At 59.5% G+C, this 23,490-nt stretch carries 21 protein-coding genes; 20 read left to right on the top strand and 1 reads right to left on the bottom strand.

What is annotated here, in order from left to right:
• The first annotated feature begins 101 nt into the window (after positions 1-101).
• From fabZ to ispD, 12 genes are all read left to right on the top strand, one after another.
• Entirely contained in the window at positions 102-542 is a 441-nt protein-coding gene (gene fabZ / locus ACYP2Q_RS28475; RefSeq protein ID WP_007940511.1) for a 3-hydroxyacyl-ACP dehydratase FabZ, read from the top strand.
• Positions 539-1,315, top strand: a complete 777-nt coding sequence (lpxA, locus tag ACYP2Q_RS28470) for an acyl-ACP--UDP-N-acetylglucosamine O-acyltransferase (RefSeq protein ID WP_274077162.1) — start codon at positions 539-541, stop codon at positions 1,313-1,315. The genes fabZ and lpxA overlap by 4 nt, the downstream gene beginning before the upstream one ends.
• Before the next feature lie 2 nt (positions 1,316-1,317).
• Positions 1,318-2,448, top strand: coding sequence for a lipid-A-disaccharide synthase (gene lpxB, locus ACYP2Q_RS28465; RefSeq protein ID WP_459733507.1), 1,131 nt, complete (start codon positions 1,318-1,320; stop codon positions 2,446-2,448).
• Between the two features lie 11 nt (positions 2,449-2,459).
• Positions 2,460-3,086 carry a ribonuclease HII gene (gene rnhB, locus ACYP2Q_RS28460; protein WP_459733568.1) on the top strand — a complete coding sequence of 209 codons (627 nt, stop codon included), beginning with the start codon at positions 2,460-2,462 and terminating at the stop codon, positions 3,084-3,086.
• Positions 3,087-3,163: 77 nt separating this feature from the next.
• The gene (gene dnaE / locus ACYP2Q_RS28455; protein ID WP_459733506.1) at positions 3,164-6,685 is read left to right on the top strand and encodes a DNA polymerase III subunit alpha; all 3,522 of its coding nucleotides are present in this window, start codon (positions 3,164-3,166) and stop codon (positions 6,683-6,685) included.
• A 150-nt stretch (positions 6,686-6,835) separates the two neighbouring features.
• Positions 6,836-7,783, top strand: coding sequence for an acetyl-CoA carboxylase carboxyltransferase subunit alpha (locus ACYP2Q_RS28450; protein ID WP_459733505.1), 948 nt, complete (start codon positions 6,836-6,838; stop codon positions 7,781-7,783).
• Between the two features lie 142 nt (positions 7,784-7,925).
• Entirely contained in the window at positions 7,926-9,242 is a 1,317-nt protein-coding gene (tilS, locus tag ACYP2Q_RS28445) for a tRNA lysidine(34) synthetase TilS (protein ID WP_459733504.1), read from the top strand.
• 274 nt (positions 9,243-9,516) lie between these two features.
• The gene (locus tag ACYP2Q_RS28440) at positions 9,517-11,148 is read left to right on the top strand and encodes a CTP synthase (RefSeq protein WP_020795983.1); all 1,632 of its coding nucleotides are present in this window, start codon (positions 9,517-9,519) and stop codon (positions 11,146-11,148) included.
• 5 nt (positions 11,149-11,153) lie between these two features.
• Positions 11,154-11,999 (top strand): 3-deoxy-8-phosphooctulonate synthase, encoded by an 846-nt coding sequence (kdsA, locus tag ACYP2Q_RS28435; RefSeq protein ID WP_459733503.1) that lies wholly within the window; start codon positions 11,154-11,156, stop codon positions 11,997-11,999.
• Between the two features lie 225 nt (positions 12,000-12,224).
• Positions 12,225-13,514, top strand: coding sequence for a phosphopyruvate hydratase (gene eno / locus ACYP2Q_RS28430; RefSeq protein WP_459733502.1), 1,290 nt, complete (start codon positions 12,225-12,227; stop codon positions 13,512-13,514).
• Between the two features lie 170 nt (positions 13,515-13,684).
• Positions 13,685-13,963, top strand: coding sequence for a cell division protein FtsB (ftsB, locus tag ACYP2Q_RS28425; RefSeq protein WP_008057335.1), 279 nt, complete (start codon positions 13,685-13,687; stop codon positions 13,961-13,963).
• A complete protein-coding gene (gene ispD / locus ACYP2Q_RS28420) occupies positions 13,960-14,667 on the top strand; it encodes a 2-C-methyl-D-erythritol 4-phosphate cytidylyltransferase (RefSeq protein WP_459733501.1) in 708 nt (235 codons plus the stop codon). Before ftsB ends, ispD begins: the two co-directional genes overlap by 4 nt.
• A gap of 163 nt (positions 14,668-14,830) precedes the next feature.
• Here ispD and ACYP2Q_RS28415 read toward each other — a convergent pair whose 3' ends face one another.
• A complete protein-coding gene (locus ACYP2Q_RS28415) occupies positions 14,831-15,727 on the bottom strand; it encodes a LysR family transcriptional regulator (protein WP_459733500.1) in 897 nt (298 codons plus the stop codon).
• 107 nt (positions 15,728-15,834) lie between these two features.
• On the opposite strand from ACYP2Q_RS28415, the gene ACYP2Q_RS28410 reads away from it, so the two are divergent.
• The 8 genes from ACYP2Q_RS28410 (at position 15,835) to rpoS (ending at position 22,968) form a co-directional block, all read left to right on the top strand.
• Positions 15,835-16,947 carry an S-(hydroxymethyl)glutathione dehydrogenase/class III alcohol dehydrogenase gene (locus ACYP2Q_RS28410; RefSeq protein WP_459733499.1) on the top strand — a complete coding sequence of 371 codons (1,113 nt, stop codon included), beginning with the start codon at positions 15,835-15,837 and terminating at the stop codon, positions 16,945-16,947.
• Positions 16,948-16,955: 8 nt separating this feature from the next.
• Positions 16,956-17,801, top strand: coding sequence for an S-formylglutathione hydrolase (fghA, locus tag ACYP2Q_RS28405; RefSeq protein ID WP_459733498.1), 846 nt, complete (start codon positions 16,956-16,958; stop codon positions 17,799-17,801).
• Positions 17,802-17,844: 43 nt separating this feature from the next.
• Positions 17,845-18,318, top strand: a complete 474-nt coding sequence (ispF, locus tag ACYP2Q_RS28400) for a 2-C-methyl-D-erythritol 2,4-cyclodiphosphate synthase (RefSeq protein WP_459733497.1) — start codon at positions 17,845-17,847, stop codon at positions 18,316-18,318.
• The gene (truD, locus tag ACYP2Q_RS28395; protein WP_459733496.1) at positions 18,315-19,373 is read left to right on the top strand and encodes a tRNA pseudouridine(13) synthase TruD; all 1,059 of its coding nucleotides are present in this window, start codon (positions 18,315-18,317) and stop codon (positions 19,371-19,373) included. The genes ispF and truD overlap by 4 nt, the downstream gene beginning before the upstream one ends.
• Positions 19,361-20,113 (top strand): 5'/3'-nucleotidase SurE, encoded by a 753-nt coding sequence (gene surE, locus ACYP2Q_RS28390; protein WP_459733495.1) that lies wholly within the window; start codon positions 19,361-19,363, stop codon positions 20,111-20,113. The genes truD and surE overlap by 13 nt, the downstream gene beginning before the upstream one ends.
• A gap of 38 nt (positions 20,114-20,151) precedes the next feature.
• Entirely contained in the window at positions 20,152-20,787 is a 636-nt protein-coding gene (locus ACYP2Q_RS28385; RefSeq protein WP_459733566.1) for a protein-L-isoaspartate(D-aspartate) O-methyltransferase, read from the top strand.
• A gap of 211 nt (positions 20,788-20,998) precedes the next feature.
• The gene (locus ACYP2Q_RS28380; protein WP_459733494.1) at positions 20,999-21,856 is read left to right on the top strand and encodes a peptidoglycan DD-metalloendopeptidase family protein; all 858 of its coding nucleotides are present in this window, start codon (positions 20,999-21,001) and stop codon (positions 21,854-21,856) included.
• 104 nt (positions 21,857-21,960) lie between these two features.
• The gene (gene rpoS / locus ACYP2Q_RS28375) at positions 21,961-22,968 is read left to right on the top strand and encodes an RNA polymerase sigma factor RpoS (RefSeq protein ID WP_046816537.1); all 1,008 of its coding nucleotides are present in this window, start codon (positions 21,961-21,963) and stop codon (positions 22,966-22,968) included.
• Positions 22,969-23,490: the final 522 nt, after the last annotated feature.

Genomic DNA, 23,490 nt, shown 5'->3' with positions numbered 1-23,490 from the left:
TCCATATCAAGTGTGCACAGCCGCTAGACTGCGTCCTTGATTTGCTAGAGGAGTGTGCATCAGTCGCGCGCTCCCAATCTTTACATAGGCTTCCCCCCGAAATGATGGACATCAACGAGATTCGCGAATACCTGCCTCACCGTTACCCGTTCCTGCTGGTGGATCGGGTCGTGGATCTGGATGTGGAAGGCAAGCGCATTCGCGCCTACAAGAATGTCAGCATCAACGAACCGTTCTTCAATGGTCACTTTCCTGCGCATCCAATCATGCCGGGCGTACTGATCATCGAAGCGATGGCTCAGGCTGCAGGGATCCTTGGTTTCAAAATGCTCGACGTGAAACCCGCCGATGGCACTCTTTATTACTTCGTCGGCTCCGACAAGCTGCGCTTCCGCCAGCCTGTACTGCCGGGCGACCAGCTGATCCTGGAAGCCAAGTTCATCAGCTGCAAGCGTCAGATCTGGAAGTTCGAGTGCCAGGCTTCGGTCGATGGCAAGCCGGTCTGCTCCGCTGAAATCATCTGCGCGGAACGCAAACTATGAGTTTGATCGACCCTCGCGCAATCATCGATCCGACGGCCGTCCTGGCTGACGGTGTCGAGGTCGGCCCGTGGTCGATCATCGGCGCAGGTGTGGAAATCGGCGAGGGGACCGTGATCGGGCCGCATGTGATTCTCAAGGGGCCAACCCGAATCGGTAAGCACAACCGTATCTACCAGTTTTCTTCGGTAGGTGAGGACACGCCCGATCTGAAATACAAAGGCGAGGAAACCCGCCTGGTGATGGGCGACCACAACGTCATCCGTGAAGGCGTGACGATTCACCGTGGGACCATTCAGGACCGTTCGGAAACCACCCTGGGCGATCACAACCTGATCATGGCCTACGCCCACATCGGTCACGACAGTGTCATTGGCAACCACTGCATCCTGGTCAACAACACGGCATTGGCTGGCCATGTGCATGTGGAAGACTGGGCGATCCTGTCCGGTTTTACCCTGGTTCACCAGTATTGCCACATCGGTGCCCACAGCTTTTCCGGCATGGGTACGGCGATTGGCAAGGACGTACCAGCGTATGTCACGGTGTTCGGCAACCCGGCCGAAGCCCGCAGCATGAACTTCGAAGGCATGCGCCGTCGCGGTTTCAGCGAAGACGCGATCCATGCCCTGCGTCGTGCCTACAAGGTGGTCTATCGCCAGGGCCTGACGGTTGAGCAGGCGCTTGCCGAGCTGGCCGAATCCTCTGCCCAGTTCCCGGAAGTGGCGGTGTTCCGCGACTCCATACAGTCCTCGACCCGCGGCATCACCCGCTAATCATGGCCAATTTGCGTATTGCGCTGGTGGCGGGCGAGGCTTCCGGCGACATTCTGGGCGCGGGTCTGATGCGCGCGCTCAAGGCTCGCCATCCGGCGGTCGAGTTCATCGGAGTCGGCGGCCCCTTGATGCAGGCAGAAGGCCTGACGTCCTACTTTCCCATGGAACGGCTGTCGGTCATGGGCCTGGTGGAAGTGCTGGGACGTTTGCGGGAATTACTGGCGCGCCGCAAAAAGCTGGTGGCCGACCTGATCGCCGAGAAGCCGGACGTGTTCATCGGTATCGATGCCCCGGACTTCAACCTCAACATCGAACTCAAGCTGCGTCAGGCCGGGATCAAGACCGTGCATTACGTAAGCCCGTCGGTCTGGGCCTGGCGGCAGAAGCGGGTGCTGAAGATTCGCGAAGGTTGCGACCTGATGCTTACGCTGTTCCCGTTCGAAGCGAAATTCTACGAAGAGAAGGGTGTGCCGGTGCGGTTTGTCGGACACACCCTGGCCGATGCCATTCCGCTCGAAGCCGACCGCGCAGCAGCGCGGGCCGAACTGGGATTGCCTGACGGGCCGTTGGTGGCACTGATGCCCGGCAGTCGTGGCGGCGAAGTCGGCCGTCTGGGCGCCTTGTTTCTCGATACCGCCCAACGCCTGCGGGCCCTGCGCCCCGGTGTGCGGTTTGTCGTGCCTTGTGCCAACCCACAGCGCCGGGCACAGCTTGAAGAGCTGTTGGCCGGTCGCGATTTGCCGCTGACCTTGCTCGACGGCAAGTCTCATCTGGCCTTGGCGGCCTGTAATGCCGTGCTGATCGCCTCCGGTACGGCGACACTTGAAGCCCTGTTGTACAAGCGGCCGATGGTGGTTGCCTATCGCCTGGCACCGCTGACGTTCTGGATTCTCAAGCGCATGGTGAAAAGTCCTTACGTCTCCTTGCCGAACCTGCTGGCCCAGCGCCTGTTGGTGCCTGAATTGTTGCAAGACGATGCCACGGTCGAAGCCCTGGCCCAGACCTTGTCGCCTCTGATCGAAGGTGGCCAGGAGCAAACCCGCGGTTTTGATGAAATTCACCGGACCCTTCGTCTGGATGCCTCCAACCAGGCTGCGGATGCAGTGCTGAACCTGATCGGCCAAGTAAAATGAGTAAGACAAGCATGCAGATGGGGCTGGATTTCACCTTGGTCGCTGAAGTGGAAGAATTGGTTGCCGGTGTCGATGAAGTCGGTCGCGGCCCGCTATGCGGCGCCGTGGTGACAGCGGCTGTGATTCTTGATCCGAACCGTCCGATCCTCGGCCTGAACGACTCGAAGAAACTCACCGAGGCCCGTCGCGAAAAGCTCTACGACGAAATCTGCGAAAAAGCCCTGAGCTGGTGCATAGCCCGGGCGGAAGTCGAAGAGATCGATGAACTGAACATCCTCCACGCCACCATGCTGGCCATGCAACGCGCCGTCGCCGGGCTGCACATCCAGCCGAAACTGGCGATGATCGACGGCAACCGTTGCCCGAAGCTGTCGATGCGTGCCGAAGCGGTGGTGCAGGGCGATGGCAAGGTCCCGGCGATCGCCGCGGCATCGATTCTGGCCAAGGTCAGTCGCGACCGTGAAATGGCTGCTTTCGAATTGATCTACCCAGGTTACGGGATCGGTGGGCACAAGGGCTACCCGACGCCCGTTCATCTGGAAGCGCTGGCACGCCTGGGGCCGACCCCGATTCACCGGCGCTCGTTTGCCCCGGTGCGCCTGGCCTATGAGGCTCGGGAGAGTCTCATCGAGAGTTAGTTTCAAGGCTGATTTTTTTTACCAAGGCCCGGTACAATCCGGGCCTTGTTGTTTTCATGACTCAACGCAGGATCACTATGCCGGCTTCATTCGTTCACCTACGCCTGCACACTGAATACTCCCTGGTCGACGGTCTGGTGCGGATCAAGCCGCTGGTCAAGACCCTGGTTGGCATGAACATGCCTGCCGTCGCGGTCACTGACCAGAACAACATGTGTTCCCTGGTCAAATTCTACAAAAACGCCATGGGTGCCGGGATCAAGCCGATCTGCGGCGCCGACCTGTGGCTGTCGAACAAGGATCCGGACAACCCCCTGAGCCGGATCAGCCTGCTGGTGATGAATGCCGCGGGTTATCGCAACCTCACCGAATTGATCTCCCGCGGTTTCATCGATGGTCAGCGCAATGGCTCGATCATCATCGAGCGCGAATGGGTGGCCGAAGCCAGCGACGGCCTGATCATGCTGTCGGCGGCCAAAGAGGGCGAGATCGGCCAGGCCATGCTCAGCGGCAACCCCGACGAAGCGGAAAACCTGGCGCGTGAGTGGATGGCGGTGTTCCCGGATCGTTTCTACCTGGAAATCCAGCGCACCAACCGCCCCAACGATGAAGAGCAACTGCACGGCGCCGTGGCGCTGGCCGAGAAAATCGGCGCACCGCTGGTCGCGACCAACGACGTGCGCTTCATCAAGCAGGAAGATTTCGCCGCCCACGAAACTCGCGTGTGCATCGGCGAGGGCCGGGCCCTCGATGACCCGCGGCGTTCGAAGAACTACAGCGATCAGCAGTACCTCAAAAGCGCCGAGGAAATGGCCGAGCTGTTCAGCGACATTCCCGAGGCGCTGGAAAACACCGTCGAGATCGCCAAGCGCTGCAACATCGAAGTCAAGCTGGGCACGCACTTCCTGCCCAACTTCCCGATCCCTGATGGCATGACCATCGACGAGTACTTCCGCAAAGTGTCCTTCGATGGCCTGGAAGAACGGCTGTCCGTGCTGCTGCCCAAGGACACCACCGAAGACTATGAAGCCAAGCGCCAGGTTTACGTTGATCGTTTGAATTTCGAGCTGGATATCATCATCCAGATGGGGTTCCCCGGTTACTTCCTGATCGTGATGGACTTTATCCAGTGGGCCAAGAGCAACGGCGTGCCGGTAGGTCCTGGCCGGGGGTCGGGTGCCGGGTCGCTGGTGGCCTATGTGCAGAAGATCACCGACCTCGACCCACTGGAATATGACCTGCTGTTCGAACGTTTCCTCAACCCGGAACGGGTCTCCATGCCCGACTTCGACGTTGACTTCTGCATGGACGGTCGTGACCGGGTGATCGACTATGTGGCCGAGAAATACGGCCGCAACGCGGTAAGCCAGATCATCACTTTCGGTTCCATGGCCGCCAAGGCGGTGGTCCGTGACGTGGCACGGGTGCAGGGCAAGTCCTACGGCCTGGCGGATCGCCTGTCGAAGATGATTCCGTTCGAAGTCGGCATGACCCTGGAAAAGGCCTACGAGCAGGAAGAAATCCTGCGTGACTTCATCAAGGTCGATGAAGAAGCCGCGGAAATCTGGGAGATGGCCCGCAAGCTCGAGGGCGTTGTGCGTAACGTCGGCAAGCACGCCGGTGGCGTGGTAATCGCGCCGACCAAACTGACTGACTTCTCGCCCATCTATTGCGACGAAGCAGGCGATGGCCTGGTAACCCAGTTCGACAAGGACGACGTTGAAGCGGCCGGCCTGGTGAAGTTCGACTTCCTGGGCCTGCGGACCCTGACGATCATCGACTGGGCGCTGAAAACCATCAACCGCGACCGCGCCAAGGTCAACGAGCCGCCGCTGGACATCGCGTTCATCCCGCTGGATGACAAGCCGACCTATTCGCTGCTGCAAAAAGCCGAAACCACGGCCGTGTTCCAGCTTGAATCACGCGGCATGAAAGAGCTGATCAAGAAGCTCAAGCCCGACTGCCTGGAAGACTTGATCGCACTGGTAGCACTGTTCCGTCCCGGCCCGCTGCAATCGGGCATGGTGGATGACTTCATCAACCGTAAGCACGGTCGCGCCGAACTGGCGTATCCGCACTCGGACTACCAGTACGAAGGCCTCAAGCCAGTATTGGCCCCAACCTACGGCATCATCCTGTATCAAGAACAGGTGATGCAGATCGCCCAGGTCATGGCCGGCTATACCCTCGGCGGTGCGGACATGCTGCGTCGGGCCATGGGTAAGAAAAAACCCGAGGAAATGGCCAAGCAGCGCGGCGGTTTCATCGAAGGTTGTGCGACCAACAACATCGATGCGGACCTGGCCGGTAACATCTTCGACCTGGTGGAAAAATTCGCCGGTTACGGCTTCAACAAATCCCACTCCGCCGCCTATGGCCTGGTGTCGTACCAGACCGCGTGGCTGAAAGCGCACTACCCGGCACCGTTCATGGCCGCGGTACTCTCGGCGGACATGCACAACACCGACAAGGTCGTGACCTTGATCGAAGAAGTGCGCACGATGAAGCTGCGTCTCGATGCGCCGGACGTGAACACTTCCGAGTTCAAGTTCACGGTGAACGACGAAGGCCGGATCATTTATGGCCTGGGCGCGATCAAGGGCGTGGGCGAGGGCCCAGTGGAAGCGATTACCGAGGCGCGTCTGGCCGGTCCGTTCAAGGACTTGTTCGATTTCTGCGCCCGGGTCGACCTCAAGCGCATCAACAAGCGCACCCTCGACGGCTTGATCCGCAGCGGTGCGCTGGATCGCCTGGGCCCGTATTTCCACGACGAAGCCAAGGCCTATCAGGCCAATATCGACCGCAATCGCGCAGTCCTGCTGACCGCGATGGAGGAGGCGATCAAGGCTGCCGAGCAAACCGCCCGGACCCACGACAGCGGCCATGCCGACCTGTTTGGCGGGCTGTTCGTCGAAGAAGACGCCGACGTCTACGCCAACCATCGCAAGGCCAAGGAACTGACCCTCAAGGAACGGCTCAAGGGCGAGAAGGACACCCTGGGCCTCTACCTGACCGGTCACCCGATCGACGAATACGAAGGTGAGATCCGCCGTTTCGCCCGTCAGCGCATCATCGACCTGAAACCGGCGCGTGACACCCAGACCGTTGCCGGCATGATCATCGCCCTGCGGGTGATGAAGAACAAAAAGGGCGACAAGATGGGCTTCATCACTCTCGACGACCGTTCGGGGCGAATCGAAGCATCGCTGTTCGCCGATGCGTTCCATTCCGCGCAATCGCTGTTGCAGACCGATGCGATGGTGGTGGTCGAAGGCGAAGTCAGCAACGACGACTTCTCCGGCGGCCTGCGCTTGCGGGTCAAGCGGGTGATGAGCATGGAAGATGCGCGCACCAACCTGGCCGAAAGCCTGCGCCTGAAGTTGCATGCCAAGGATCTCAAGGGCGATCAGCTACGCTGGCTGGGTGAGCTGTTGAAGCGTCACCGCGGTGCGTGCCCGATCACCATGGACTACACCAGTCCCGATGCGAAAGCCTTGCTGCAGTTCGGCGAAGGCTGGCGAATCGACCCGGCGGATGCGTTGATTCAAGCCCTGCGTGACCAGTTCGGGCGAGACAACGTCTTCCTCCAATACCGTTAACGGTCAGGGTTCTGCTTTTTAACTTGAGCAGGACCCTGAGCTTGACCAGAATTTAATCTCGACCTGAACGCGCCTGTCCCTTAAGGTAGGGCGCGAATAGACAACCGGCCGGCCCAAGCTCTCTTGGACGTCGACCCAAGACGGACGCCTATGAACCCGAATTTTCTAGATTTCGAACAGCCGATCGCCGACCTGCAAGCCAAGATCGAAGAGTTGCGCTTGGTCGGTAATGACAATTCGCTGAATATCGGCGATGAGATTTCCCGCCTGCAGGACAAGAGCAGCACGCTGACCGAGGACATCTTCGGCAAGCTGACCAGCTGGCAGATCGCGCGCCTGGCGCGTCACCCGAAGCGTCCGTATACCCTGGACTACATCGAACACATCTTCACCGAGTTCGATGAGCTGCATGGTGACCGTCACTTCTCCGACGACGCCGCCATCGTCGGCGGTATTGCCCGTCTGGACGATGCGCCAGTGATGGTCATCGGTCACCAGAAAGGCCGCGAAGTGCGCGAAAAGGTTCGCCGCAACTTCGGCATGCCGCGTCCGGAAGGCTACCGCAAGGCCTGTCGCTTGATGGAGATGGCCGAGCGTTTCAAGATGCCGATCCTGACCTTCATCGACACCCCGGGCGCTTACCCTGGCATCGACGCTGAAGAGCGCAACCAGAGCGAAGCGATTGCCTGGAACCTGCGCGTCATGGCTCGCCTGAAAACCCCAATCATCGCCACCGTGATCGGTGAGGGTGGTTCCGGTGGTGCACTGGCCATCGGTGTTTGCGATCAGCTGAACATGCTGCAGTACTCGACCTACGCGGTGATCTCGCCGGAAGGTTGCGCTTCGATCCTGTGGAAAACCGCCGAGAAAGCACCGGACGCCGCTGAAGCCATGGGCATCACCGCCGAGCGCCTCAAAGGTCTGGGCATCGTGGACAAGGTGATCGGCGAACCTCTGGGCGGCGCGCACCGTGATCCAGCGGCTGCTGCCGCGTCGATCCGTGCCGAGCTGAGCACGCAGCTGGCGATGCTGAAGAAGCTCGACCACAAGGCGCTGCTGGATCGTCGTTACGAGCGTCTGATGAGCTACGGTCTCTAACCGACCTCGCGGTAACCATGTGGGAGCGGGCTTGCTCGCGAAAGCGGTATGACAATCGACAAATTTGTTGGATGTTAAGCCGCCTTCGAGCAAGCCCGCTCCCACATTTGATTTGCGCTAGGTGATCGATATGAGTCATCCCATGATGAATCTTCCTGGCAGGCTGTTGCTCAATCTTCAGCCCTGGCGCAACGCCACAGCCTGGCACATCGCTTTCTCCGGTGGCCTCGACTCCACCGTCCTCCTGCACCTTCTCGCAACGCTCGCTAAATCCCAGTCCCTGCCAGCGCTGAGCGCCATCCATGTACATCACGGCCTCCAGGCTGCGGCTGACACGTGGCCGGATCACTGTCAGTCGATCTGTAGTGTGTTGGGAGTACCGCTGCAAGTCGTTCGCGTTCAGGTGCAACCCGGCGCCAGTCTCGAGCGGGCCGCCCGCGATGCGCGCTACGCGGCGTTCATCGAGGCCACTCAAGCCAATGAAGTCCTGCTGACCGCCCAGCACCGTGACGATCAGGCGGAAACCTTGCTGTTTCGCCTGTTGCGTGGGGCGGGCGTAAGAGGGTTGTCAGGGATGCCACGCCAGCGCCCGCTGGGCAAGGGATACCTGCTGCGGCCCTTGCTCGATGTTACCCGGGCCGAGCTTGAGGCGTATGCGGCGGAGCATCAATTGAAGTGGATCGAGGACCCTTCCAACCAGGATCGGCAATTCTCACGCAATTACCTGCGTCACCAGGTGTTCCCGACATTGACCCAACGCTGGCCGCAGGCGATGGCGACCATGGCTCGCAGTGCCGCGCACTTGAGCGAGGCGCAGGGGCTGCTCGATGAGCTGGCGCAAATTGACTTGAGCCAGGCCAGCGCCGCCAGCGAATTCGATTGGCTGAAATTGCCATCTCTGAAATTGGCATCGCTGGAAAAACTCTCCGATGCTCGCCAGCGCAATGCCCTCAGCCACTGGCTCGAACCCCTGACTCGACTGCCAGACAGCGACCATTGGTCGGGTTGGCTCGATTTACGCGATGCCACCGGCGACGCCCGGCCGATCTGGTGCCTGGCTGACGGCGAACTGCACCGGGCGGGCGGGCGTATCTGGTGGTTATCCGCTAGCTGGCTGCGCGCAGCGCCAGTAGTGGGTGCATGGCTGGAACCCGCGCAGCCGCTGGCGTTACCCGACAACGGCGTGCTCACGCTCAGTGGGCAAATCCCCGATGGCCCCTTGCAGATCCGCTATCGTGAAGGGGGAGAAGTGATGGAACTACCGGGCCGCGGCCATCGCGACCTCAAGCGTTTGCTCAACGAACGGGAGGTGCCGCTGTTCGTGCGCGGCAGATTGCCGCTGCTGTACAAGGGCGAGCATTTGCTGGCAGTGGCTAACCTAGCGGGGCTGGATGGCGAAGCGGCGGGAGGCTGGAAATTACATTGGCATCCGCCAGGCGAAGATCAAGGTTTGAGCTGAAAGGGGCTTTCCGGTAGACTACGCTCCCTTCTTGATACAACTTCTGTGGATTCGCCTGAATTGCAGGAGTTGCCGATTACCAAGCAGTCTTTGCTGGGCGATTCCAAAAAATGTGTAGCGAGCAACGAACCGGTGTTTCATCTCCCGGTCTGTCCCAACGCGGCGGTTTTTTTGAAAGGTGCACTGTGATTAATGCAGGTGATCGGGGGCTTCGGCCTTCCTTCGCTTTCCCCGGCGGCTCGGACCGCTTTAACGCAGACTTCTAGGGTTTTTCATGACGCGCTACATATTCGTCACGGGCGGTGTTGTTTCTTCATTGGGGAAAGGCATTGCATCGGCATCATTGGCGGCCATCCTGGAGGCGCGGGGACTTAAGGTCACCATGCTGAAGCTGGACCCGTACATCAACGTCGACCCGGGCACCATGAGCCCGTTCCAGCACGGTGAGGTGTTCGTCACCCACGACGGCGCCGAGACCGACCTGGACCTGGGCCACTACGAGCGGTTCATCCGCACGACCATGACCCAGAACAACAACTTCACCACCGGCCGTGTCTATGAACATGTGCTGCGCAAAGAGCGCCGTGGTGACTACCTGGGTGCAACCATCCAGGTGATTCCGCACATCACCGATGAAATCAAGCGCCGCATCATCAAGGGCGCCGGCGATGCCGACGTGGCGATGGTCGAGATCGGTGGCACCGTGGGTGACATCGAATCGCAACCGTTCCTCGAGGCCATCCGCCAGCTGCGTTTCGAAGTCGGCGCCAAGCGCGCGATGCTGATGCACCTGACACTGGTGCCGTACATCGCCACTGCCGGCGAAACCAAGACCAAGCCAACCCAGCACTCGGTCAAGGAATTGCGTTCCATCGGCCTGCAGCCGGACGTGCTGGTCTGCCGCTCCGACCACCCGATCGATGTGTCCTCGCGTCGCAAGATCGCGCAGTTCACCAACGTTGAAGAACGTGCGGTAATTGCGCTGGAAGATGCCGACACCATCTACAAGATCCCGGGCATCCTGCACTCCCAGGGTCTGGACGATTTCGTCGTCGAGCGTTTCGGCCTGCAATGCGGCGGTGCCGACCTGTCTGAATGGGAAGCCGTGGTCGATGCCAAGCTCAACCCTGAGCACGAAGTCACCATCGCCATGGTCGGCAAGTACATGGAGCTGCTGGACGCCTACAAGTCGCTGATCGAAGCAATGAGTCACGCCGGCATCAGCAACCGTACCAAGGTCAACCTGCGCTACATCGATTCCGAAGACATCGAAAACCAGGGTACCGCGCTGCTGGAAGGTGTCGACGCTATCCTGGTGCCGGGCGGCTTCGGTCTGCGAGGCGTGGAAGGCAAGATCACCGCCGTTCAATACGCTCGCGAAAACAAGGTTCCATACCTGGGCATCTGCCTGGGCATGCAAGTGGCCGTGATCGAGTTTGCGCGTAACGTGCTGGGCTGGAAAGACGCCAACTCCACCGAGTTCGATCGTGCCAGCGGTCACCCGGTCGTGGGCCTGATCACCGAGTGGGAAGATGCCACCGGCGCCGTCGAAACCCGTACCGAAGCGTCCGACCTGGGCGGCACCATGCGCCTCGGCGCGCAGGATTGCCTGCTGGAGCCGGGTTCCCTGGTTCACGACTGCTACGGCAAGGACGTGATCGTTGAACGTCACCGTCATCGTTACGAAGTGAACAACAACCTGCTGCCGCAAATCATCGAAGCCGGCCTGAAAATCTCCGGTCGTTCCGGTGATGGCGCGCTGGTTGAAGTGGTAGAAGCACCGGATCATCCTTGGTTCGTCGCTTGCCAGTTCCACCCTGAATTCACCTCGACGCCTCGCGACGGTCACCCGTTGTTCAGCGGTTTCGTCAAGGCCGCTTTGGCTCAACACCAGAAGAAGGCTTGAACCTCATGGCGCAGAAGATCATCCGCGTAGGCGATATCGAGATTGCCAACGACAAGCCAATGGTGCTGTTCGGTGGCATGAACGTGCTGGAAAGCCGCGACATGGCGATGCAGGTCTGCGAAGAGTACGTGAAGGTTACCCAGAAACTGGGTATCCCTTACGTGTTCAAGGCCAGCTTCGACAAAGCCAACCGCTCTTCCGTGACCTCTTACCGTGGCCCCGGCCTGGAAGAGGGCATGCGGATTTTCCAGGACATCAAGCAAGCCTTCGGCGTGCCGATCATCACCGACGTCCACGAGCCTGAGCAGGCCGCGGTCGTCGCTGAAGTCTGCGACATCATCCAGCTGCCGGCCTTCCTGTCGCGCCAGACCGACCTCGTTGTCGCGATGGCCAAGACCGGTGCGGTGATCAACATCAAGAAAGCCCAGTTCCTCGCCCCTCAGGAAATGAAACACATCCTGAACAAATGCGTGGAAGCGGGTAACGACCAGTTGATTCTCTGCGAGCGCGGTTCGAGCTTCGGCTACAACAACCTGGTCGTCGACATGCTGGGCTTCGGCATCATGAAGCAGTTCGAATACCCGGTGTTCTTCGACGTGACCCATGCGCTGCAAATGCCTGGCGGTCGCGCCGATTCCGCCGGCGGCCGTCGTGCCCAAGTCCTCGACCTGGCTAAAGCCGGCATGAGCCAGTCCCTGGCGGGCCTGTTCCTGGAAGCCCACCCGGATCCGGACAACGCCAAATGCGACGGCCCTTGCGCCTTGCGTCTGGACAAACTGGAGCCATTCCTGGCCCAGCTCAAAGCCCTGGACGAACTGGTGAAGAGTTTTCCTGCCATAGAAACCGCGTAATATCGGCAACCCCGACCTGTGTAGGAGCTGGCTTGCCAGCGAATAGGCCCGAAAGGACGCCATCGCCAGCAAGCCGGCTCCCACAAATGTGACCTGTAGGAGCTGGCTTGCCAGCGAAGGGGCCCGAAAGGACGCCATCGCCAGCAAGCCGGCTCCCACAAAGTAATGCGAAAGTTATAAATCGAGCGGTACAGCGTTTTCGTCAACTTTGGAGTGTTTACAACAATGGCTAAAATCGTCGACATCAAAGGTCGTGAAGTTCTCGACTCCCGTGGCAATCCCACCGTGGAAGCGGACGTGCTTCTCGACAACGGCATCATCGGCAGCGCTTGCGCGCCGTCCGGTGCTTCCACTGGCTCGCGTGAAGCGCTCGAGCTGCGTGATGGCGACAAGAGCCGTTACCTGGGCAAGGGCGTTCTGAAAGCCGTCGCCAACATCAACGGTCCGATCCGCGACCTGTTGAAAGGCATGGACCCAAGCGACCAGAAAGCGCTGGATCACGCGATGATCAAGCTCGACGGTACCGAAAACAAGGCAACCCTGGGCGCCAACGCGATCCTCGCTGTTTCCCTGGCCGCGGCCAAGGCAGCAGCACAGGACCAGGACCTGCCGCTGTACGCTCACATCGCCAACTTGAACGGCACCCCGGGTGTCTACTCGATGCCGGTTCCGATGATGAACATCATCAACGGTGGCGAGCACGCCGATAACAACGTCGACATCCAGGAATTCATGGTGCAGCCGGTTGGCGCCAAGTCTTTCTCGGAAGGCCTGCGCATGGGCACCGAAATATTCCATCACCTCAAAGCTGTGCTGAAGGCTCGTGGCCTGAGCACTGCTGTCGGTGACGAAGGTGGTTTCGCGCCGAACCTGGCTTCCAACGAAGATGCTTTGAAAGTGATCTCCGAAGCGGTGGCCAACGCCGGTTACAAGCTGGGCACCGACGTGACCCTGGCCCTGGACTGCGCAGCCAGCGAATTCTACGAAGACGGCAAGTACAACCTGTCCGGCGAAGGCCAGGTGTTCACCGCTGAAGGTTTCGCTGACTACCTGAAAGGCCTGACCGAGCGCTACCCGATCATCTCCATCGAAGATGGCCTGGACGAATCCGACTGGGCTGGCTGGAAAATCCTCACTGACAAGATCGGCGAGAAGACCCAGCTGGTAGGCGACGACCTGTTCGTGACCAACACCAAGATCCTGAAAGAAGGCATCGATAAAAAGATCGCCAACTCGATCCTGATCAAGTTCAACCAGATCGGCACCCTGACCGAAACCCTGGAAGCCATCCAGATGGCCAAGGCCGCTGGTTACACCGCCGTGATCTCGCACCGCTCCGGGGAAACCGAAGATTCGACCATTGCCGACCTGGCGGTGGGCACTGCGGCTGGCCAGATCAAGACTGGCTCGCTGTGCCGTTCCGATCGCGTTTCCAAGTACAACCAACTGCTGCGTATCGAAGAGCAGTTGAATGGCAAGGCCAAGTACAACGGTCGCGGCGAATTCCGCGGTTGAGCAATTGCTGGTAAAAAGACACCGGATTGTGTCGGAAAAATCGCTACAGCGACGTTTTTGCCACTAATCTGATGCCTTACAAGCACAAGCCTGGTTCTTCCAGGCTTCGTGCTATCAGTAGCTTCATGTTTTGGTGTGGCTGTCTTTTTTCACTGGATACCTGATATTCGATGCGCAGTCCCAATTGGTTGTTCCTCGTCTTGCTCCTGCTGCTGGCTGGCCTGCAGTACCGCCTGTGGGTGGGAAATGGCAGTCTGGCGCAAGTGGCCGAGCTGACTCAGCAGATTGCCGATCAGCAAGCCGAGAACCAGACGTTGCTGGAGCGCAATCGGGTGATGGACGCTGAAGTCAGTGAGTTGAAAAAGGGCATGGAGACCGTTGAAGAGCGGGCTCGCCATGAATTGGGCATGGTCAAGGACGGTGAAACCCTTTACCAGTTGGCACAATGAACCTGTCTCTGCCGGCCTTCTGGGCCGTGATTCCTGCCGCGGGCGTCGGTGCCCGTATGGCCGCGGACCGTCCCAAGCAATACCTGCAATTGGGCGGGCGCACTATTCTCGAACACAGCCTCGGCTGTTTCCTCGATCATCCTTGCCTGAAGGGCCTGGTGGTCAGTCTTGCTGTTGATGATCCTTATTGGCCGAGCCTGGTGTGTGCTGGCGATAAACGCATTCAACGCGTTGACGGCGGCGCCGAGCGTTCCGGATCGGTGCTCAATGCGTTGCTGCACTTGCATGCGTTGGGCGCGGACGATGAGGATTGGGTGCTGGTACACGATGCCGCCCGGCCCAACCTGAGTCGCGATGACCTGGACAAGTTGTTGGGCGAACTGGCGGATGACCCGGTGGGCGGGCTGTTGGCGGTTCCGGCGCGGGATACGCTTAAACGGGTCGACAAACAGGGTCGTGTCGTTGAGACCGTGGATCGCAGTGTGATCTGGCAGGCCTACACACCACAGATGTTTCGCCTCGGTGCACTGCATCGGGCGTTGGCGGACAGCCTGGTCGCAGACGCTGTCATCACCGATGAAGCATCGGCCATGGAATGGTCCGGGATCGCGCCGCGCCTGATTGAAGGGCGGGCGGATAATCTCAAGGTTACGCGCCCCGAAGACCTTGAATGGTTGCGCCTGCGCTGGGCCAACCGCCGCTGACTGCTGCGCTGACTGTCAGATTGCTGTCGCGAGCAAGCCCGCTCCCACAGGGGATCTGCGATACATATCAAATCGGTGTGCGCCGCTGACCAAGTGTGTGCGGGCTTGCTCGCGAATGCGGTGGCCCAGGCAGCCGACATTTTGCTGACACTCCTGCGATCTTCTAGCTTCGGTATTCAGGCCACTCGGCCAACCCCTCCTTCAAATAATCCACCAGCTTGCGCACCTTGGGCGACAAATGCCGCTGCTGCGGATACAACGCCCAAACCGCCGTATTGGGCGGTTGATGCGCCTCCAGCAGCGAAATCAGCGCGCCACTTTTCAGATGCTCCAGCACGTAATAATCCGGCAGCTGACACAACCCCACGCCCTGTAGCGCCGCATCCAGCACCGCTTGCCCGCTGTTGCAGCGCCAATTTCCCTGCACCCGCTGGGAAAATTCCCGCCCGTTCTGTTCCAGTTGCCAAAGGTCCGAACTGCCAACGAGACAATTGTGCTGGCTCAATTCCGACAAGCTGTGTGGCCGACCATACCGCTCCAGGTAGGAAGGCGACGCGCACAGGTACATGCGCCGAGGCGCCAGGCGCGTGGCCACCAGCCGTGAGTCCTGCAGGCGACCCAGGCGGATCGCCAGGTCCAGGCCTTCGTGCACCAGGTCGAGTTGGCGGTTGCTCAGTTCGATGTCGATCCGCAGTTGTGGATAAAGCCCCATGTAGCGAGTCACCAGGGGTACTATGAAACGTTCGCCGTACGCCACGGCACAGGTCATGCGCAGCATGCCCTTGGGTTCGCTGGTCAAGTCGCCGACCGCCCGCAGCGCCTCTTCGCGGCCATCCTGCAAGCGCTGGCAATGTTGCAGGAAAGTTTGCCCGGCCTCGGTCAGCGTGACCCGGCGAGTACTGCGATAGAGCAGGCGGGTTTGCAGGCGCTCTTCCAGGCGTACGATTTGTCGACTGATATGTGAGGACGAAACCCCAAGGCGTTCAGCGGCAGCGGTGAACTGGCTGCACTCGGCGACGGCAACGAATTCGTCGATCCCTTCCCAGCGATTTTCAGACATGAAGGATTATCCCTGTACAGCAATAATATTTTGCATTTGCCTCGATTATTCATCGTTGAGGCATGTATTACACTCCTTGACTCGTTTTTATTCACTGGAGAACCACCATGATCAAGTCGCGCGCCGCCGTTGCCTTCGAGGCCAAGAAACCGCTTGAGATCGTTGAAGTCGATGTCGCCATGCCCAAGGCCGGTGAAGTGTTGCTGCGCGTGGTGGCTTCCGGTGTCTGCCATACCGATGCCTACACCCTGTCGGGCGCTGACCCGGAAGGTATTTTCCCGTCGATCCTCGGGCACGAGGGTGGCGCGATCGTTGAAGCCATCGGCGAAGGTGTGACCTCGGTGGCGGTGGGCGATCATGTGATCCCGCTGTACACCCCGGAATGCCGTCAGTGCAAATTCTGCCTTTCGGGCAAAACCAACCTCTGCCAGGCGATTCGTGCGACCCAGGGCAAAGGCCTGATGCCGGATGGCACTTCGCGTTTTTCCTACAAGGGTCAGCCGATTTTCCACTACATGGGTACCTCCACTTTTTCGGAGTACACCGTGCTGCCGGAAATCTCCGTGGCCAAGATCGCCAAAGAGGCGCCACTGGAAAAAGTCTGCCTGCTCGGTTGTGGTGTCACCACCGGCATCGGTGCGGTGCTCAATACCGCCAAGGTGAAACCTGGTGATACCGTGGCCATTTTCGGCCTCGGCGGCATCGGTCTGTCGGCGATCATCGGTGCGGTCAAAGCCAAGGCTGGTCGTATCATTGCCATCGACATCAACCCGGCCAAATTCGAGATCGCCAAGCAGCTGGGTGCAACCGATTGCGTCAACCCGAAAGATTTCGATCGCCCGATCCAGGAAGTCATCATCGACATGACCGATGGCGGCGTCGACTTCTCCTTCGAATGCATCGGCAACGTGCAATTGATGCGTGCTGCCCTTGAGTGCTGCCACAAGGGTTGGGGCGAGTCGGTGATCATCGGCGTCGCCGGGGCTGGCCAGGAAATCTCCACCCGTCCGTTCCAGCTGGTCACCGGTCGCGTCTGGCGCGGTTCGGCGTTCGGTGGCGTGCGTGGCCGTACCGAATTGCCAAGCTATGTGGAAATGGCCGAGACCGGCGAAATCCCACTGGATACCTTCATCACCCACACCATGGGCCTGGAAGATATCAACAAGGCGTTCGACCTGATGCATGAAGGAAAAAGCATCCGTTCCGTCATTCATTTCTGAGGTCCGCCATGAGCCTGGAAAACATCTCCTGCCAGAAAAGCTTCGGCGGCTGGCACAAGCGTTATCGCCATCGCTCGCAAACGCTCGGCTGCGACATGGTGTTCGCGGTGTACCTGCCGCCGCAAGCGGAGCAGGGCGGCAAGTTGCCGGTGCTGTACTGGTTGTCCGGCCTGACCTGCACTGACGAGAACTTCATGCAGAAGGCCGGCGCCATGCGCATGGCCGCCGAACTTGGATTGATCATCGTCGCGCCGGACACCAGCCCCCGTGGTCCCGACGTGCCGGGCGATCCAGACGGTGCCTGGGACTTCGGCCTTGGCGCCGGGTTTTACCTGAACGCCACCCAGGAACCCTGGTCGCGGCACTATCGGATGCATGATTATGTCGTGCAGGAATTGCCGGCATTGGTCGAAGCGCATTTCCCGGCGTCGGACAAGCGCGGCATCAGCGGTCACTCCATGGGTGGCCACGGCGCGCTGGTCTGTGCCTTGCGCAATCCGGGGCGATATCGGTCGGTGTCGGCGTTCTCGCCGATCAACAATCCGATGGACTGCCCGTGGGGCCAGAAAGCGTTCTCCCGCTACTTGGGAGAGGACCGCTCGAAATGGCGCGAATGGGATGCCTGCGCGTTGATTGCCGAGGCTGACGAAAAGCTGCCGCTGCTGGTCGACCAAGGCGATCGTGACGATTTCCTCGCCACCCAGCTCAAGCCTGAAGCCTTGCAACAGGCGACCAAACTGGCCGGTCATCCGCTGACGTTGCGCCTGCAACCGGGTTACGACCACAGCTATTTCTTCATCGCCAGTTTCATCGAAGACCACTTGCGGCATCACGCGCATGCTCTAGATGCCTAATGCAGGTAGAATCACGCCCTGACAAAATTCGGGGCGTTTTTTTATGCGTATTGGCCACGGCTATGATGTGCACCGTTTCGCTGAAGGCGATTTCATCACTCTGGGCGGCGTGCGCATTGCACACGGCTTCGGGCTGCTCGCTCACTCCGACGGTGACGTCCTGCTGCACGCCTTGAGCGATGCCTTGCTCGGCGCTGCCGCGCTGGGTGACATCGGCAAGCATTTCCCGGACACCGACCCGCAATTCAAGGGCGCCGACAGCCGTATGCTGTTGCGTCATGTCGTCGCATTAATCCATGCCAAAGGCTGGAAAGTCGGTAACGTCGACAACACTATCGTTGCCCAGGCACCGAAAATGGCGCCGCATATCGAATCGATGCGCGCGCTGATCGCCGCGGATCTTCAAGTTGAGTTGGATCAAGTGAACGTGAAAGCTACCACCACCGAAAAGCTAGGCTTTGTCGGTCGAGAAGAGGGCATCGCCGTGCATTCCGTTGCCTTGTTGCTGCGCGCATGAACGAACTGCAATTGCTCGGCCCGCGGGCCTATGGTGAAGCACTCGGCACCGCTGTACTGAAAGCCATCGCCGAAGATTTCCAGGTCGACGAGGTCCTGGATATTCCCTTGAGCGGTGACGGCGAACACCTGTGGATCTGGGTGGAAAAACGCGGTCTGAATACTGAAGAGGCAGCACGCCGGATCGCCAAGGCGGCGGGCGTGTCATTGCGTACTGTCAGCTATGCCGGGCTCAAGGATCGTCAGGCGCTGACGCGCCAGTGGTTCAGCGTGCAGCTGCCGGGCAAGGCCGATCCGGATCTGTCGGCGGCAGAAAACGATACGCTGAAAATCCTCAAGACCAGCCGGCACAAACGCAAGCTGCAACGCGGTGCGCATTCGGCCAATGGCTTCACATTGCGCCTGACGCAATTCGCTGGCGACAAGGCGGCGATCGAAGAGCGCCTGCAGCTGATCGCCATACAAGGCATCCCCAACTATTTCGGCGCCCAGCGTTTCGGACATGACGGCGGCAACGTCGTCGACGCCCGTGCCTGGGCCGCGCGCAAGGCCTTGCCGGAGCAGCGCAACGTGCGTTCGCGCCTACTCTCGACCGCTCGCAGTTTCCTGTTCAACCAGGTGTTGGCCGCGCGTGTCGCCGACGGTTCCTGGCAGCACGCACTGGTCGGCGATCTGCTGGCGTTCACCGATAGCCGCAGCTTCTTTCCGGCCGGAGAGGCCGAATGCAGCGACCCGCGACTGGCGATTCTCGATCTGCACCCGACCGGTCCGCAGTGGGGCGAAGGTGACTCGCCGGCCACGGGCGCTGTCCATGAACTGGAGCAGGCGATCGCCGCACGCGAAGCCGACCTTCGCGATTGGTTGATCAACGCCGGAATGAGCCACGAACGTCGCATCCTGCGGCTGCCCATTGCCGGGTTGACGTGGCATTATCCCGAGCCTGACATTCTGCAACTGGAATTCGTCCTGCCGGCCGGATGCTTCGCCACCGTATTGGTGCGCGAGCTTGTTGATCTGGTGCCGGTGGGGCAGACGGACAGCCCATGCGTATTCTGATTTCTAACGACGACGGGGTAACCGCACCCGGACTTGCCGCGCTTTATGCTGCGCTGGCGGATTACACCGAGTGCGTGGTGATTGCCCCGGACCAGGACAAAAGCGGCGCGAGCAGTTCGCTCACGCTCGACCGTCCGTTACATCCGCACACGCTTGCCAACGGCTTTATCAGCGTCAATGGTACGCCGACCGATTGCGTGCACCTGGGCCTCAACGGCCTGCTGGAACGTGAGGCGGACATGGTGGTGTCCGGCATCAACCTGGGCGCCAACCTGGGGGACGACGTGCTGTACTCGGGTACCGTGGCGGCGGCACTCGAAGGTCGGTTCCTGGCGCGTCCCGCGTTTGCCTTTTCGCTGGTCTCGCGACAGGTCGACAACCTGGCCACGGCAGCCTACTTTGCGCGCAAACTGGTCGAGGCCCATGCGGATCTCGAACTGCCACCGCGTACGGTACTGAACGTGAACATTCCCAATTTGCCGCTGGAGCACATCCGCGGCATCCAGTTGACCCGCCTCGGGCATCGTGCCCGCGCCGCAGCACCGGTGAAAGTGGTCGACCCGCGAGGCCGGTCCGGGTACTGGATCGCGGCGGCGGGAGACGCTGAGGATGGCGGACCCGGTACCGATTTCCATGCGGTGATGCAGGGCTATGTTTCCATCACCCCGTTGCAACTGGATCGCACCTTCAATGATGCCTTCAGAAGCCTCGACGGCTGGCTGGAGGGGTTGCACCCATGACCCGTGGACAAGACGACATGTTGCATCGAGGCATCGGCATGACCTCGCAGCGGACCCGCGAGCGGTTGATTCAGCGTCTGTACGAAGAGGGGATTTCCAACGCCAAGGTGCTGGAAGTCATTCGTCGAACACCGCGTCACCTGTTCGTCGACGAGGCGCTGGCGCACCGTGCGTACGAAGACACGGCGCTGCCCATCGGCCATAACCAGACCATCTCCCAGCCTTATATGGTGGCTCGCATGAGCGAGTTGCTGCTCGAAGCCGGGCCGCTGGACAAGGTCATGGAAATAGGCACGGGCTCGGGCTATCAGACGGCGGTGCTGTCGCAACTGGTCGAGCGGGTTTTTTCCGTGGAGCGTATCAAGGTACTGCAAGATCGGGCCAAGGAGCGCCTGGTCGAGCTGAACCTGCGCAACGTGGTATTTCGCTGGGGCGATGGCTGGGAGGGATGGCCAGCACTGGCGCCCTACAACGGCATTATCGTGACGGCAGTGGCAACCGACGTACCCCAGGCGCTGCTCGATCAACTGGCCCCAGGAGGGCGTCTGGTGATCCCGGTGGGCTCCGGCGAAGTGCAACAACTGATGCTGATCATCCGTGAAGAACATGGCTTTTCCAGGCGCGTCCTGGGGTCGGTGCGTTTCGTTCCGTTACTCAATGGTCCACTGGCCTGAGCATTTGTTTTAAACCGCTGAATTCTCTTCGATTGCCTCTGTCTTACAGCGGCGTCGATTGAATAAACGGGAAGTTTTGTCAGACAGCAAACGTGTGCGCCAAGCCATTTCGCTTCATTAAGGGTAAAGCCGGCACGGCCCGTTATACTTGCGACACTTCGTGCCGAAACACGGCAAATCACATTTTCAGCCACCACAAAGGGAGCGGCGGGTGAGTCTCACAGTCATAGCGCAGCGTATGGGTACAACGAGCTTTCAGCGCCTGGTGACTGGCCTTGTCATGAGCACCTTGCTGGTTGGTTGCTCCAGTAACAAATCCAGCGATGTCCGCGTTGTCGATCGTAACAATGCAGCCGCCCAGCGTCCGGCCGTGACCACGGGGCAGTACGTCGTTCGACCCAAAGACACCCTGTTCTCCATCGCCTTTCGCTATGGCTGGGACTACAAGGCGCTGGCGGCGCGCAACAACATTGCGCCGCCGTACACCATCCATCCAGGTCAGACGATTCGCTTCGATGGACGCAGCGGTTCAACGCCGACCGCAGTGGTCAGCTCGTCCAGTTCCTCGCCTTCATCCTCGAGTAAAACCACGGTCATCCGTCGCTCTGCGGACGGTACGACCACGACCACACCGGTGGTTGTACCGTCCGTCGCCAACAAGCCGGCACCCGCTCCACTGCCTCCACCGGGCCCAGCCCCGACCGGCTGGGGGTGGCCATCTAATGGCATTTTAATTGGCAAATTCTCATCAAACGGTAGTTTGAATAAAGGAATTGATATCGCAGGGGATTTGGGACAGCCTGTTTTAGCTGCGTCTGATGGGACGGTGGTATACGCCGGGAGTGGCTTAAGGGGCTACGGCGAATTAGTCATCATCAAGCACAGTGAAACCTACGTCAGTGCCTACGGACATAACCGCAGGCTGTTGGTTCGGGAGGGGCAGCAGGTCAAGGTCGGACAGACAATTGCCGAAATGGGGTCAACGGGTACAGACCGGGTGAAACTGCATTTTGAGATTCGCCGCCAAGGTAAACCTGTAGATCCACTGCAATTCCTGCCACGTCGTTGATCGCTTCCAGCCTGTTCCGTCACGTAGAGGGGACAGGCTCCAGCGTTGCCAAGGATAAGGGCGCCGCTTGAGCTTGAGGTCGAACTCACCAAAGGACTATAACAATGGCTCTCAGTAAAGAAGTGCCGGAGTTTGACATCGACGATGAGGTTCTCCTGATGGAGACCGGCATCGGCACGGATTCGATGTCGAATGATGAAGGGGCGGCTCCACCTTCCGTTCGTGCCAAATCCAAACACTCCGCGACATTGAAGCAACACAAGTACATCGATTACACGCGGGCACTTGATGCCACGCAGCTGTACCTCAATGAAATCGGCTTTTCCCCTCTACTGTCCCCCGAAGAAGAAGTCCATTTCGCGCGCCTGTCGCAAAGTGGTGATCCGGCCGGGCGCAAACGCATGATTGAAAGTAACCTGCGGCTGGTCGTGAAAATCGCCCGGCGTTACGTCAATCGGGGTCTTTCGCTGCTCGATCTGATCGAAGAGGGCAACCTCGGCTTGATCCGGGCGGTGGAGAAGTTCGACCCTGAACGTGGCTTCCGCTTCTCGACCTACGCAACCTGGTGGATCCGTCAGACCATCGAGCGCGCGATCATGAATCAGACCCGGACCATCCGGTTGCCGATCCATGTGGTCAAGGAGCTCAACGTGTACCTTCGGGCTGCACGGGAGCTGACGCAAAAACTCGATCATGAACCCTCCCCCGAAGAGATCGCCAACCTGCTGGAAAAACCGGTAGCGGAGGTCAAGCGCATGCTCGGCCTCAACGAGCGGGTTTCTTCGGTCGACGTCTCGCTGGGTCCGGATTCGGATAAAACCCTGCTGGACACCCTGACCGACGATCGCCCAACCGATCCATGCGAGCTGCTGCAGGATGATGACCTGTCTCAAAGCATCGACCAGTGGCTCTCGGAGTTGACCGACAAGCAGCGCGAGGTGGTTGTACGCCGCTTCGGCCTGCGCGGCCACGAGAGCAGCACCCTGGAAGATGTAGGCCTGGAAATTGGCCTGACCCGCGAGCGAGTCAGACAGATTCAGGTTGAAGGTCTGAAACGCCTGCGGGAGATCCTGGAGAAAAATGGGCTGTCCAGCGAGTCGCTGTTCCAATAAGCCATTCGTTAGCGCTCACTGAAAAGCCCCGACTGGTTCGGGGCTTTTCGTTTTTGGGCGATAGCGCAGCTTTGTAGCTTCACGGTGTAAGTCATCGCTTACTCTTTTCGTAAGTGTTCACTATTTTTACAGGTTGGCAGTCGTCCATATTCGTCAGAGGTTAAATCTATCTATCTGAATAGCTGGCGGATTTTTCTATATGAAGAGGATGTGACAAGCCATTTGGTGCCAGACGAGCGATTGCTCCTGACGGTAAACACTCTAGTATCGAGGTTGTGTCTACGGACTGACACGCCCTTCACGGACGAGGGGGAAGGAACATCGCAGGAAGCGATTCATCAGGATGATGAAAAGGGAATACAGGGAATAGGGAAAAAAGTGGGCGGGTCGAACCGCCCCTTTTTTTTGGTTCATCACGGAATCCTGGGAAACACAGAAACAAGAACGCCGATTTGATTGATGATGTTCGTGCGAGCAAACACATCTAACAAACCGGCGTTCTTATGCGCGATATTAATACTT

Source organism: Pseudomonas sp. MHK4, from assembly GCF_054600775.1.
The sequence above is the reverse complement of the archived record's forward strand: the minus strand, read 5'-3'. Positions and strand labels throughout refer to the sequence as shown.

What these genes read in the sequence shown, in the direction of transcription:
- rnhB (WP_459733568.1), top strand. Translation starts at nt 2,460, where the DNA reads ATGCAGATGGGGCTGGATTTCACCTTGGTCGCTGAAGTGGAAGAATTG.
- ACYP2Q_RS28410 (WP_459733499.1), top strand. Translation starts at nt 15,835, where the DNA reads ATGATCAAGTCGCGCGCCGCCGTTGCCTTCGAGGCCAAGAAACCGCTT.
- truD (WP_459733496.1), top strand. Translation starts at nt 18,315, where the DNA reads ATGAACGAACTGCAATTGCTCGGCCCGCGGGCCTATGGTGAAGCACTC.
- ACYP2Q_RS28440 (WP_020795983.1), top strand. Translation starts at nt 9,517, where the DNA reads ATGACGCGCTACATATTCGTCACGGGCGGTGTTGTTTCTTCATTGGGG.
- fabZ (WP_007940511.1), top strand. Translation starts at nt 102, where the DNA reads ATGATGGACATCAACGAGATTCGCGAATACCTGCCTCACCGTTACCCG.
- lpxB (WP_459733507.1), top strand. Translation starts at nt 1,318, where the DNA reads ATGGCCAATTTGCGTATTGCGCTGGTGGCGGGCGAGGCTTCCGGCGAC.
- rpoS (WP_046816537.1), top strand. Translation starts at nt 21,961, where the DNA reads ATGGCTCTCAGTAAAGAAGTGCCGGAGTTTGACATCGACGATGAGGTT.
- kdsA (WP_459733503.1), top strand. Translation starts at nt 11,154, where the DNA reads ATGGCGCAGAAGATCATCCGCGTAGGCGATATCGAGATTGCCAACGAC.
- surE (WP_459733495.1), top strand. Translation starts at nt 19,361, where the DNA reads ATGCGTATTCTGATTTCTAACGACGACGGGGTAACCGCACCCGGACTT.
- ispD (WP_459733501.1), top strand. Translation starts at nt 13,960, where the DNA reads ATGAACCTGTCTCTGCCGGCCTTCTGGGCCGTGATTCCTGCCGCGGGC.
- ACYP2Q_RS28385 (WP_459733566.1), top strand. Translation starts at nt 20,152, where the DNA reads ATGACCTCGCAGCGGACCCGCGAGCGGTTGATTCAGCGTCTGTACGAA.
- tilS (WP_459733504.1), top strand. Translation starts at nt 7,926, where the DNA reads ATGATGAATCTTCCTGGCAGGCTGTTGCTCAATCTTCAGCCCTGGCGC.
- ispF (WP_459733497.1), top strand. Translation starts at nt 17,845, where the DNA reads ATGCGTATTGGCCACGGCTATGATGTGCACCGTTTCGCTGAAGGCGAT.
- ACYP2Q_RS28415 (WP_459733500.1), bottom strand. Translation starts at nt 15,727, where the DNA reads ATGTCTGAAAATCGCTGGGAAGGGATCGACGAATTCGTTGCCGTCGCC.
- dnaE (WP_459733506.1), top strand. Translation starts at nt 3,164, where the DNA reads ATGCCGGCTTCATTCGTTCACCTACGCCTGCACACTGAATACTCCCTG.
- lpxA (WP_274077162.1), top strand. Translation starts at nt 539, where the DNA reads ATGAGTTTGATCGACCCTCGCGCAATCATCGATCCGACGGCCGTCCTG.
- eno (WP_459733502.1), top strand. Translation starts at nt 12,225, where the DNA reads ATGGCTAAAATCGTCGACATCAAAGGTCGTGAAGTTCTCGACTCCCGT.
- ACYP2Q_RS28450 (WP_459733505.1), top strand. Translation starts at nt 6,836, where the DNA reads ATGAACCCGAATTTTCTAGATTTCGAACAGCCGATCGCCGACCTGCAA.
- fghA (WP_459733498.1), top strand. Translation starts at nt 16,956, where the DNA reads ATGAGCCTGGAAAACATCTCCTGCCAGAAAAGCTTCGGCGGCTGGCAC.
- ftsB (WP_008057335.1), top strand. Translation starts at nt 13,685, where the DNA reads ATGCGCAGTCCCAATTGGTTGTTCCTCGTCTTGCTCCTGCTGCTGGCT.